This is a genomic window from Nocardioides asiaticus (assembly GCF_040049175.1).
GTDB classification, from domain to species: Bacteria; Actinomycetota; Actinomycetes; order Propionibacteriales; family Nocardioidaceae; genus Nocardioides; species Nocardioides cheoyonin.
On the sequence record NZ_JBDZDM010000006.1, the window covers coordinates 339279 to 350568 of the forward strand.

12 protein-coding genes are annotated in these 11290 nt (G+C 71.0%); 2 read left to right on the top strand and 10 right to left on the bottom strand.

Annotated features, from left to right (window positions below; all coding sequences use genetic code 11):
- Positions 1-42 precede the first annotated feature (42 nt).
- The 10 genes from ABLE53_RS21755 to dacB form a co-directional block, all read right to left on the bottom strand.
- Positions 43-510 carry a DUF3180 domain-containing protein gene (locus ABLE53_RS21755; protein ID WP_348861244.1) on the bottom strand — a complete coding sequence of 156 codons (468 nt, stop codon included), beginning with the start codon at positions 508-510 and terminating at the stop codon, positions 43-45.
- Between the two features lie 24 nt (positions 511-534).
- A complete protein-coding gene (folK, locus tag ABLE53_RS21760) occupies positions 535-1104 on the bottom strand; it encodes a 2-amino-4-hydroxy-6-hydroxymethyldihydropteridine diphosphokinase (protein ID WP_348861245.1) in 570 nt (189 codons plus the stop codon).
- Entirely contained in the window at positions 1101-1466 is a 366-nt protein-coding gene (gene folB, locus ABLE53_RS21765; RefSeq protein WP_348861246.1) for a dihydroneopterin aldolase, read from the bottom strand. The genes folK and folB overlap by 4 nt, the downstream gene beginning before the upstream one ends.
- The gene (gene folP / locus ABLE53_RS21770) at positions 1463-2305 is read right to left on the bottom strand and encodes a dihydropteroate synthase (RefSeq protein ID WP_348861247.1); all 843 of its coding nucleotides are present in this window, start codon (positions 2303-2305) and stop codon (positions 1463-1465) included. Before folP ends, folB begins: the two co-directional genes overlap by 4 nt.
- A gap of 79 nt (positions 2306-2384) precedes the next feature.
- On the bottom strand, positions 2385-3032 hold the full coding sequence (gene folE, locus ABLE53_RS21775; RefSeq protein WP_348861248.1) for a GTP cyclohydrolase I FolE: 648 nt from the start codon (positions 3030-3032) through the stop codon (positions 2385-2387).
- Positions 3029-5128: an ATP-dependent zinc metalloprotease FtsH gene (gene ftsH / locus ABLE53_RS21780; RefSeq protein WP_348861249.1), complete on the bottom strand. Its 2100-nt coding sequence runs from the start codon at positions 5126-5128 to the stop codon at positions 3029-3031. Before ftsH ends, folE begins: the two co-directional genes overlap by 4 nt.
- 191 nt (positions 5129-5319) lie before the next feature.
- Positions 5320-5871: a hypoxanthine phosphoribosyltransferase gene (gene hpt, locus ABLE53_RS21785; RefSeq protein ID WP_348861250.1), complete on the bottom strand. Its 552-nt coding sequence runs from the start codon at positions 5869-5871 to the stop codon at positions 5320-5322.
- Between the two features lie 9 nt (positions 5872-5880).
- Complete coding sequence (gene tilS / locus ABLE53_RS21790; protein WP_348861251.1) at positions 5881-6873, bottom strand: tRNA lysidine(34) synthetase TilS; 993 nt, start codon at positions 6871-6873, stop codon at positions 5881-5883.
- 7 nt (positions 6874-6880) lie between these two features.
- Entirely contained in the window at positions 6881-7924 is a 1044-nt protein-coding gene (locus ABLE53_RS21795; protein ID WP_348861252.1) for a zinc-dependent metalloprotease, read from the bottom strand.
- 144 nt (positions 7925-8068) lie between these two features.
- Positions 8069-9451 carry a D-alanyl-D-alanine carboxypeptidase/D-alanyl-D-alanine endopeptidase gene (gene dacB / locus ABLE53_RS21800; protein WP_348861253.1) on the bottom strand — a complete coding sequence of 461 codons (1383 nt, stop codon included), beginning with the start codon at positions 9449-9451 and terminating at the stop codon, positions 8069-8071.
- 118 nt (positions 9452-9569) lie between these two features.
- Here dacB and ABLE53_RS21805 point away from each other — a divergent pair, with 118 nt between their 5' ends.
- Both ABLE53_RS21805 and ABLE53_RS21810 read left to right on the top strand, forming a co-directional pair.
- Positions 9570-10055: an inorganic diphosphatase gene (locus ABLE53_RS21805; RefSeq protein ID WP_348861265.1), complete on the top strand. Its 486-nt coding sequence runs from the start codon at positions 9570-9572 to the stop codon at positions 10053-10055.
- Positions 10056-10205: 150 nt separating this feature from the next.
- Positions 10206-11132, top strand: a complete 927-nt coding sequence (locus ABLE53_RS21810; protein ID WP_348861254.1) for a DUF559 domain-containing protein — start codon at positions 10206-10208, stop codon at positions 11130-11132.
- Positions 11133-11290: the final 158 nt, after the last annotated feature.

The window sequence follows — 11290 nt, forward strand, 5'->3', positions numbered from 1 at the left end:
CGCGTGACAGATGTGGCTGATGGGGAAGTCATGCGGCCAACGCTACTCGTCCTCGTCCTCGTCCTCGTGGACCCGACACGCGTGTTCCAGCAGACGTGCGGCGACCGTGACGAGGATCCCAGCCACGCCGGCGAGGACCGACCGTAGCAGCCGCTCGTGGGCCAGCGGGTCACCCGAGTAGCCGAGCCAGCTGACGGCGTAGCCGAGGTAGCCGCCGGCGAGGAGCGCGCCGACCAGGGTGCACGCCCGCGCGAGAACGAGCCGGTTGACCGCGCGGTGCGGCTCGATCTGGGTGCGGTGGACGTGGAGCTGGCGCCAGGTGATCCAGGCGGTGCCGCCGAGGATGGCAGCGATCAGGTACAGGACGAGCGGCTGCACCCAGGTGACGACCGGCGCGACCCCGCGCCAGCTCTCCCAGATCGGGTGGAGTGCCCACCCGCCGACGAGGCCGATGACGGCCCAGATCGCTATCGCGGCGCCCGAGACGGGCCGCAGGCTGCCGCTGCTCACCGACGCTGATTCACGAGGTCTGGGTCACGAGACCTCGAGAGCGAGGTCGTCACGGCGTACGACTCCGCTCTGGTCCGCCTTCTCGAGGAGCTCGGCGATCTTGCCGGCGCCGGGGATCTCGGCCTCGGGCTCGAGGTCGAGCCACGGGCGCAGGACGAACGCCCGGCCGGCGGCGCGCGGGTGGGGCAGCGTCAGCGTCTCGTCGTCGTTGATCCGGTCGCCGACCACGATGACGTCGACGTCGAGGGTGCGCGGGGCGTTCGTGACGTCGGAGCGCTCCCGCTCGAAGGCGTCCTCGATCGCGAGCGCCCGGTCGAGGATCCGCTGGGCCGACAGCGTGGTGTCGAGGAGTACGACGGCGTTGAGGAAGGGGCCCGACCCCTCGGGCGCGTCGACCGGCTCGGTCTCGTAGACGGGCGAGACGGCGGTGAGCCACACATCGGGGGTGTCGGCGAGCGCGTTGACGGCGCCCTGGAGATTCGCGAAGCGCTCGCCGAGGTTGGACCCGAGAGAGAGGACCGCCCGACGGATCGGCCGCATCTCACCAGTGAGGGTGTCGGCATCGACGATGTTCGGGTTGGGGCTCTCAGTCACGTGTTCTGCCTCCGCAGGATCGTCAGCGCGACGTCCGAGAACGTCGCGTCGATGGGCGCGTCCGGCTTGTGAACCGTGACACGCACCCATTCAACACGGACCTCCAAGAGGCACACCTCGGCGATCCGCTGGGCGAGCGTCTCGATCAGGTCGACCGGGTCGCGTTCAACGCTGGCCTTCACATTCGCGACGAGACTTCCGTAGTCGACGGTGTCATGCAAGTCGTCCGAGGCGGCCGCCGGAGCGGTGTCCACGCCGAGGACGAGATCGATGACGAAGACCTGTCCCTCGCGCCGCTCGAACTCGAAGACGCCGTGGTGCGCGTAGCACTCGATGCCCGTGATCGCGAGCTCGTCGCTCATCTGCGTCCCCCGATCTTCTCGACGACGGCGAGAGCGTCCCGAGCGGCGCGTACGTCGTGGACGCGGGTGCACCACGCTCCGCGCTGCGCCAGCAGCACGTTCACCGCGGCATGGGCGAACTCCCGCTCCCCCGCGGTCCGCGGGGTGCCGTCCGGCGCGGCGAGCAGCCGGCCGAGGAAAGCCTTGCGGCTCGCGCCGACCAGGACCGGGTAGCCGATCGCGGCGATCTCCCCGATCCGGGCGACGAGCTCCCAGTTCTGGTCGGCGGTCTTCGAGAAGCCGAGGCCGGGGTCGAGGACGATCCGGTCCTCGGGGATCCCCGCGGCCAGCGCGGCGTCCACCCGTGAGCGCAGCTCCTCGCTCACCCGGGGCACCACGCCGCCGGCGTACTCGAGGTACTCCTTGCTCTGCATCTGCGACCCGTGCGCCCGCCAGTGCATGGCGACGAAGACGGCGCCGGTGTCGGCGGTGACCTCCAGGATCCGCGGATCCGCGAGGCCGCCCGAGACATCGTTGACGATCTGGGCCCCGGCCTTGACCGCCGCCTCGGCCACCTCCGCGCGCATCGTGTCGACGGACACGACGGCGCCGGCGGCGGCGAGCTCGGAGATGACGGGTACGACGCGTGCCAGCTCCTCGCCGACCAGCGGCCGCGTCGCGCCGGGCCGGGTCGACTCGCCGCCGATGTCGAGGATGTCGGCGCCGTCGGCGAGCAGCCCCCGGCCGTGGGCGACCGCGTCGTCGGTCGCGAGGAACCGGCCTCCGTCGGAGAAGGAGTCCGGGGTGACGTTGACGATGCCCATCACCCGCGGGCGGCCGATCTCCTCGAAGAGGGACATGTCGCCGAACCTATCGCTGCCCGTCCGCGCTCGCCTCGCCGGATCCGCCACACGGGCGCCCGTCAGAGCCGGGCGCGAACTACCTCGTGCCGCCGCGGATGAGCGACATCGCCTCGGCGCGCGTGGTGGCGTTGGAGCGCATCGTGCCGCGTACGGCGGAGGTGATGGTGCGGGCGCCGGCCTTCTTCACCCCGCGCATGGTCATGCAGAGGTGCTCGGCCTCGATCACGACGATGACGCCGCGAGCCTCGAGGATCCGCATGAGCGCGTCGGCGACCTGGGTGGTGAGCCGCTCCTGCACCTGCGGCCGCTTGGCGTAGACGTCGACGAGCCGGGCCAGCTTGGACAGCCCGGTGATCTTGCCCGAGACCGACGGGATGTAGCCCACATGGGCGACGCCGGTGAACGGCACCAGGTGGTGCTCGCACATCGACCACAGCTCGATGTCGCGGACCAGTACCATCTCGTCGTGGCCGAGGTCGAAGGTCGTTGTGAGGACGTCCTCCGGGCGCTGCCGGATGCCGACGGTCAGCTCGGCGTAGGCCCGCGCGACCCGGGCCGGCGTGTCGAGCAGCCCCTCGCGGTCGGGATCCTCCCCGATGGCGATGAGCAGCTCGCGCACGGCGGCCTCGGCGCGCTTGTGGTCGAACGGAGGCACCTCGGCGGGGTCGACGTCAGGGACGCCGACCGGGCCGGTCTCGTCGAAGTCCTCGTCGCGCAGGCTCATGCGCCCGTCGACGGGGGTGGGGTCGAGGACGACGGTGGCGTCGGCGGCGTCGAGGAGCCCGGACCGGCGAGACCCGGGTCGTGGACGTCGCCGCCGGAGCCCGGCGGGGTCAGGATGCCGCCGCCGTCCTGGCTCTTCCCGTTGGAGCCGTTCTTGCTGCCGTTGGCCGCCGCCTTGTCGCGCTCCAGGATCCACTCCGGGATCTCCACCGCGGGACGGTCGGACGGCCGCCGGGTCGAGGAGCCGGTCCACGCGGGACGGCTCGGGCGACGGCGCAACGGCTCGAAGATCGCGGCGATCTCCTCCTTGCCGAGCGTCTCCTTCTCGACCAGGGCGAGCACGAGGTTGTCGAGGACGTCGCGGTTCTCCTCGAGGATGTCGTAGGCCTCCTGGTGGGCGTTGGCGAGGAGCTTCTTGGTCTCCTCGTCGACGACCGCGGCGACGTCCTCGGAGTAGTTGCGGGTGTGGCCGAGGTCGCGGCCGAGGAACGGCTCGGAGTTGGCCTCGCCGAGCCGGATCGCGCCGAGCCGCTCGGTCATGCCGAACTGCGTCACCATCGCGCGGGCGAGGTTGGTCGCCTTCTCGATGTCGTTGCCGGCGCCGGTGGTCGGGTCGTGGAAGACCATCTCCTCGGCGGCCCGGCCACCCAGCATGTAGGCGAGCTTGTCGAGCAGCTCGGAGCGGGCCTGGGAGTACTTGTCCTCGTCCGGCATCACCATCGTGTAGCCGAGGGCACGGCCGCGCGGCAGGATCGTGATCTTGTGGACCGGGTCGTTGTGCGGCAGCGCCGCCGCGACCAGCGCGTGACCGCCCTCGTGGTAGGCGGTGATGAGCTTCTCCTTCTCGCTCATCAGGCGGGTGCGCTTCTGCGGTCCGGCGATCACCCGGTCGATGGCCTCGTCGAGGTTCTGGTTGGTGATCAGCTTCTGGTTGCTGCGCGCGGTGAGCAGCGCCGCCTCGTTGAGGACGTTGGCCAGGTCGGCGCCCGAGAAGCCGGGCGTACGCCGGGCGACGTTGGTCAGGTCGATGTCGGCGGCCAGCGGCTTGCCCCGGGCGTGGACCTGCAGGATCTGGAGCCGGCCGGTGAGGTCGGGGGCGTCCACCTGGATCTGCCGGTCGAAGCGGCCGGGTCGCAGCAGCGCCGGGTCGAGCACGTCGGGCCGGTTGGTCGCGGCGATGAGGATCACGCCGCCGCGTACGTCGAAGCCGTCCATCTCCACGAGCAGCTGGTTGAGGGTCTGCTCGCGCTCGTCGTGGCCGCCGCCCATGCCGGCACCGCGGTGTCGGCCGACGGCGTCGATCTCGTCGATGAAGACGATCGCGGGAGCGTTCTCCTTGGCCTGCTCGAACAGGTCGCGGACGCGGCTCGCGCCGACGCCGACGAACATCTCGACGAAGTCGGAGCCGGAGATGGAGTAGAACGGCACGCCAGCCTCGCCGGCGACGGCGCGGGCGAGCAGGGTCTTGCCGGTGCCCGGAGGGCCGTAGAGCAGCACACCCTTGGGGATCTTGGCGCCGACGGCCTGGAACTTCGCCGGCTCCTGCAGGAACTCCTTGATCTCGCCGAGCTCCTCGACGGCCTCGTCCACGCCGGCGACGTCGGAGAACGTCGTCTTCGGCATGTCCTTCGAGATCAGCTTCGCCTTGGACTTGGCGAACTGCATGACCCCGCGGCCGCCGCCGCCCTGGACGGAGTTCATCAGGAAGAGGAAGAGCACGATGATCAGGACGAAGGGCAGCAGGAAGCTGATGATCGACCCGATGATCGAGGGCTGCGCGACCTCGGAGTTGACGTCCTTCGGGTCGTCGACGTGCTTGCGCGCCAGCTGGATCAACGTCTCCTGGTCACCGTCGACCCAGTGGGTCGTGACCTTGTCGCCGCTGCTCCGGACCCCCTCATCGAGGGTGGCCTTGATCTGCTGGTCACCGTCGACGAACGTGATGTCCTTGACCTGGTCCTTCTGGAGGTACTGGACCAGCTGGCCGGTGGAGACCTCGTCTCCACCGCCGTGGGGGGCGAGGTACTGCAGAGCGAGCAGAACGCCGATCACGGCGATCACGATCCACAGCCACGGACCCTTGACAATGCGCTTCACAGGCTTCTTCCGACCATCTACGAAAAGGGGACTGACGACGGTACAACGTCTCAGCAATGCCTATTGTCCCAGGCAGTACCCAATTCCTTCACCCGGCGGGTTCACTCCATCCTCCGACGTACGCCGCGCGAACGCCAGTCGGAGCGTGCGTCGAGCCGGTGACATTGCGTACGTCGAGCCCGTGGACACGCTCAGGAGTACACGTGCGGCGCGAGCGTGCCGATGTCGCGGAGGTTGCGGTAGCGCTCGTTGTAGTCCAGCCCGTAGCCGACCACGAACTCGTCGGGGATGTCCCAGCCGACGTACTTGACGTCGACCGGCATCTGCTGGGCGTCCGGCTTCCGGAGCAGGGTGGCGATCTCGACGCTCGCCGGGCCGCGGGAGGTCAGGTTCGAGGTCAGCCAGGTGAGGGTGAGCCCGGTGTCGATGATCTCGTCGACGACGAGGACGTGCTTGCCGCTGACGTCGGTGTCGAGGTCCTTGAGGATGCGGACGACACCGCTGGACTTCGTCCCCGAGCCGTACGACGAGACGGCCATCCAGTCCATCTCGACGTGCCGGTCGAAGGCCCGGGCGAGGTCGGCCATGATCATGACGGCGCCCTTGAGGATGCCGACGATCAGCAGGTCCTTGCCCTCGTAGTCCGTCTCGATCCGCTGGGCGAGCTCGCGGACCTTCTCGTGGATCTGTTCCTCGGTGAAGAGGACCTTGACCAGCTCGTCACCGACGTTCGCCGAATCCATGGGCTCACCCTAACCGGGGGCCGCGCCGGGTGCCGCCTCGACGACGATGCGGCCCTCCCGGCGTACGCCGCGCCGGTGGCCGGGCAGGTCGATCCAGCGCTGGCCGCGCCAGTCGGTGACGAGCGCGTCGAGCGCGAGGACGTGCTCGCGGAAGAGCTCCGCCGCCGGGCAGCCGCCGGCCAGCGCCGCCAGCCGCAGGACCCGGCGGCGCAGCGCCGGCGCGAGCCCGGCGAGGTCCTCGGCCCGCAGCGCGCGGTCCTCGCCGAGCAGCTCGACGTACGCCTGCTCGGCGAGGTCGTCGAGGAAGTCCATGTCCTCCCGGAGCTGGTCGGCCGTCCGGGCGAGGGTCGCGGCGACGCCCGGGCCCAGGTCCTCCTCGAGCAGCGGCATGACCCGCCGGCGGATGCGGGCGCGGGTGTAGGCGACGTCGGCGTTGTGCGGATCGGTCCAGTACGCGATCCCCCCGACCCGGCACGCGGTCTCCGTGTCGGCCCGGGAGACGTCGAGCAGCGGCCGCCGGTAGCGGTCGAACCCGCGCCGCATCCCGGCCAGGCTCCGTCCGCCCGAGCCGCGGGTGAGACCGAGGAGGACCGTCTCCGCCTGGTCGTCGCGGGTGTGCCCGAGGAGTACGACGGGGGCGCCGAACCGCTCCGCGACCTGGTCGAGCACGGCGTACCGCGCCTGGCGCGCCGCCGCCTCCGGCCCGAGGCCGGGCCCCTCGACCGCCACGCGTACGCCGACCGTCTCGTCGGCCCCGAGCTCCGCCATCTGCCCGATCACGTGGCGAGCATGCTCCTCGCTGCCGGGCTGCAGCCCGTGGTCGACGGTCGCGCCGACCACCCGCAGGCCCTCCTTGTGGCCCTCGAAGACGGCCGCCGAGAGCAGCGCGAGACTGTCGGCGCCGCCGCTGCAGGCGACGATGACCGTCTGCCCGGGCTCGAGGTCGGCGAGGGCCGCGCGCACCCCGCGGCGTACGGCGGCGACGGCGGGGGGGAGGCTCACCGCGCCCTCACAGCACCCTCTGGACCCACGCCTCCGGGTCGGCGATCTCGGCCTTGGACGGCAGGTTGTCGGCGCCCGCGAAGACGGCGTTGAAGTCCCTCATCCCGACCTTGCCGACGACGTCGCGGACGAACCTGGCGCCGTCGCGGTACTGCGCCATCTTCGCGTCGAGGCCCATCAGCCGGCGCAGCACCCGGTCGAGCGCGCCGACGCCCTTGCGGCGCTCGTTGAACTTCCGGCGGATCTTGTCGACGGTCGGGATCACGCCCGGCCCGACGCCGTCCATGACGACGTCGGCGTGCCCCTCGAGCAGCGACATGACGCCGGTGACGCGGTCGAGGATCTCGCGCTGCTCGGGGCTCGAGACCGCCTCGAGGAGGTTGCCGTTGCCCTTCACCGCCTCGGCGACCCGCTGGATGCCGTCCTCCAGGAAGCTGCTGAGGTCCATCGTCTCGGCGAGATCGGTGATCTGGGAGAAGAGGTGGTCACGCAGCCAGGGGCTGGCCGTGAACTGCACCCGGTGGGTCTCCTCGTGGAGGCAGACCCAGAGCCTGAAGTCGGTGGGGTCGACGTCGAGCTCGCGCTCCACGTGGACGACGTTGGGGGCGACGAGCAGCAGCCGGCCGGACGGCTCGTGGAACGGGTCGAACTGGCCCAGCACCTTCGTCGACAGGAAGCCGAGCAGGCCGCCCACCTCCGCGCCCGTCACCTTCGAGCCGACGGTGGTCGCGATCGGCCCCGGCGTGCGCTTCTTCGTGAGCGACTCGACGACCGGTGCGATCACCGTCGCGAAGGCGTCGGCGTTGGCCTGGATCCAGCCCCGCCGGTCGACCACCAGCACGGGCGCGGTGTTGTCGCGGGCGTCGAGGCCGGTGTAGTCCCTCACGAAGCCGGTCGCCGTCGCGGCGTCCGCCCGCAGCTCCGCCACCACTGCGGCCGCCTCGTCCCGGCCGACCTGCGGACCGTCGCCGGCCAGCCGTGCCCCGAGGCGTACGGCGAGGTCCCAGTCGACCATCGAGGGGGCGGGATCATCGCCGCGGTGCTTGCCCATGATCCGACGGTATCCGACGGCCGGGAGGGATGGTTTCGAGACGGTTGCTAGCGCAACCTCCTCAACCACCGTCGAGACGGTTGCTAGCGCAACCTCCTCAACCACCGTCGAGACGGTTGCTAGCGCAACCTCCTCAACCACCGGTCACGAGCAGGTGCAGGTCGCGATGGAGGCGAGCGCGTCGTCGAGCGCGGCCCGGGCGTCGAGGGTGTCGGGCTCCTTGATCCGGTCCGCCATCACGACGACGACCATCGGGGTGCCGCGGCGGTCGGTGACGATCCCCGCGAGCCCGCTGACGCCGGTGAGGGTGCCGGTCTTGGCGCGAACGTAGCCGTCGCCGCCGGGGGACTTCTCGAACCGCTCGTCGAGGGAGCCGTTGAAGCCCGCGACCGGGAGCCCCGAGATCACCGCGGCCAGCTCGGGGTGGTCCTGGGACGCCGCGGTCTGGAGCACGGCGGTCACCACTCCCGGGCTGAGCCGGTCCTGGCGGGAGAGCCCGCTGCCGTCGTACAGCGTGATGTCGGAGGTGTCGACACCCAGCCCGGCCAGGGTCTGCTTGACCCCGGCGACCGCTCCGGTGAAGGACGCGTCGCCGTACGCACGGCCGACCTGGCGAGCGAGGATCTCGGCCGCCTCGTTGTCGCTCAGCTCGAGGGTGTGCTCGACGATCTTCGAGAGCCGCTCGCTGCGCAGCGTGGCGATCGTTCCGCCCTGCCGGCTGCCCTTGGTCGGCCTCCCCGAGACGCTGACCCCGGCCGCGCGGAGCTTGGCGGCGAAGACCTGGCCGGCCTCGACGGCCGGCTGGCGCTCACGTCCGTCGTCGCCGGTGAACACCTCCCCGTCGTACCCGGCGGTGTGGGCCTCGTCGACGGTGAGCGCGCTGATCGGGGCGACGACCTCGTCGGGGAGGTACGACGCCTTCCAGCGCGGGTCCACGGACGGGCCGGTGAACAGCGTGGCGTCGACCACGAGCCGCACCCGGCCGATGCCCGCCGTCCGCAGCGACCGCGCGGTCTCGGCCGCGAGGGCGGCGAGGTCGGCGCTCGTCAGCAGCGGATCGCCACCGCCGACCAGGGTCAGGCGGTTGCCGCTGCGCGTGACCGTGGTGGTGAAGCGGTGCTCCGGGCCGAGCTTGGCGAGCGCCGCGGTCGAGGTGAGGAGCTTCGTGATCGAGGCGGGGGTCACGACACCGGAGCCATGGGTCAGCACCGGGTCGCCGGAGAGCGGCGCGACCTCCGCGAGCACGTGCCGCCCGAGGTGCTTGTCGGCGAGCGGCCCCGCAAGCGCCCGTCGTACGGCCTCCGCCTTCGGCCTCCCCGTCAGGTGCGGCTCCGCCACGCCGCCGGCGCCGGGCGTCAGCGGCGTCATGGACAGCTCCGGCCGCTTCGGGACGGGCGGTACGTCGGTGCCGCGCCAGTGGTCCACCCAGCCCAGGCCGTACGCCGCCCCGCCCGCTGCGACGACGAGCGCCAGGACCACGGCGGGGACCACGAAGGGCCACCGCCGCCGGTGCGCGGGTGGGGTCACAGTTATCCTCCTCGATGCGTGGACCGCGGCCATTGTGATGGACACTGGTCCCGCAGTTCACGACAGCTTGGCGGCGAGGCGCCGTCTGACGGTAATAGCGGAGGCTCGAAAAGTGTCGCTGGAGTTCGACGTCCTGGTGGAGATCCCGAAGGGGTCGCGCAACAAGTACGAGGTCGACCACGAGACCGGCAGGCTCCGCCTCGACCGCACCCTCTTCACCTCGATGGCCTACCCCGCCGACTACGGCTTCATCGAGGAGACCCTCGGTCAGGACGGCGACCCGCTCGACGCGCTGGTGATCCTGCCCTACCCGGTCTTCCCCGGCTGCCTGATCAAGTGCCGCCCGATCGGGATGTACCGGATGGTCGACGAGAAGGGCGGCGACGACAAGGTCCTCTGCGTCCCGGTCGACCCCCGCTTCGACGCCTACCAGGACATCGAGGACGTCTCCAACTGGGACCTCGACGAGATCAAGCACTTCTTCGAGCGCTACAAGGACCTCGAGCCCGGCAAGGAGGTCGAGGGCTCCGACTGGGTCAGCAAGGCCGAGGCGATCAAGGAGATCGAGGCCTCCGTCGAGCGCTACAAGACCTCCGCGCACTGAGAGACTCGCCGCCCTCCGTCATTTCCGCACATCTGTAGGGAGTTGACGAGGACCTCCCGCACAGCGGCTGCCATTTCCCCACAGTTGCGGAGTTCTGACACCTGTGGATGGTCGCCGGCGTCGTCGGCCGATATCGCGCATGCTCGTGCCATGGCTGCCGACCCTGTCCCCGACCTCGACCCCACGCGGCCGTTCACACGGGCGGCCGGGATCAAGGCGGGCCTGGGCAAGGCACTGCGCACGTCGGCGTACCGGCGGATCCTCCACGGCGTCTACGTCTCCGCCGCCACCGAGGTCACGCCGTTGCTTCAGGCCCAGGCCGCGCTACTGCCCTTCGGCGCGAGGGCGTGGGCCAGCCACGCCACCGCGGCCCGGGTGCACGGCCTGCCGGTCCCACCGCTTCCCGCGGACCACGTGACGGTGCTCGACGAGAAGAACCGGCGCAACCGCGACGGCATCGTCTGCCACCTCGCTCGCAACGGCCTCGTCGTCCGCATCGGCGGCGTCGCCGTCGCGGCCCCGGCGCAGTGCTTCCTCGAGCTGGCGACACTGTTGCCGCTCGTCGAGCTGGTCGTGGTCGGCGACCACATGGTCCGAAAGGGGATGGTCGGGCTCGAGGAACTCCGCGCCTTCTGCGCCAAGGCCGCCGGGCCGGGAGCGGCGCTCGCCCGGACGGCGGTCGGCTACGTGCGCGAGCGCGTCGACTCACCGATGGAGACCCGTCTCCGGATGCTCATCGTGCTCGCGGGCCTGCCCGAGCCGGAGGTCAACGCGCTCGTCGGGGACGGGCTGGCCTTCCGGAAGTACGACCTGAGCTACCGCCGCTCCAGGACGATCGTCGAGTACGACGGCCGCCAGCATGCCGAGCGGGTCGAGCAGTGGGAGTCCGACCTCGAGCGGCGTGAGGCCATCGACGATGACGAGTGGCGCATCCTCGTCGTCATCTCCAAGGGGATCTACAAGACGCCGGGCGACACGCTCGCGCGGATCCACCGGGTTCTGCTCAAGCGGGGCGAGCCGGGGGTCCCGCGGACGCTGTCCGACGCCTGGCGGCCGCACTTCCCGGGCCACGACTGACCACTTCCCCACTTCTGTGGGATACGAGCAGGGCGAGGTCAATCGGTCGAAGCAACGCTGGGTCAGGCTGCTTGGTCGAGCAGCTGGGCCAGCCGTTGGGCTGGGGTCTGTAGGTCCAGGGTAGGCCGTGGCCGCTGGTTGAGGGTGGCGGCGATGCG

Coding starts and splice junctions, on each gene's coding strand:
- folB (WP_348861246.1), bottom strand. CDS start 1,466: ATGAGCGACGAGCTCGCGATCACGGGCATCGAGTGCTACGCGCACCAC.
- folP (WP_348861247.1), bottom strand. CDS start 2,305: ATGTCCCTCTTCGAGGAGATCGGCCGCCCGCGGGTGATGGGCATCGTC.
- folE (WP_348861248.1), bottom strand. CDS start 3,032: ATGAGCCTGCGCGACGAGGACTTCGACGAGACCGGCCCGGTCGGCGTC.
- hpt (WP_348861250.1), bottom strand. CDS start 5,871: ATGGATTCGGCGAACGTCGGTGACGAGCTGGTCAAGGTCCTCTTCACC.
- ABLE53_RS21795 (WP_348861252.1), bottom strand. CDS start 7,924: ATGGGCAAGCACCGCGGCGATGATCCCGCCCCCTCGATGGTCGACTGG.
- ABLE53_RS21810 (WP_348861254.1), top strand. CDS start 10,206: ATGGCTGCCGACCCTGTCCCCGACCTCGACCCCACGCGGCCGTTCACA.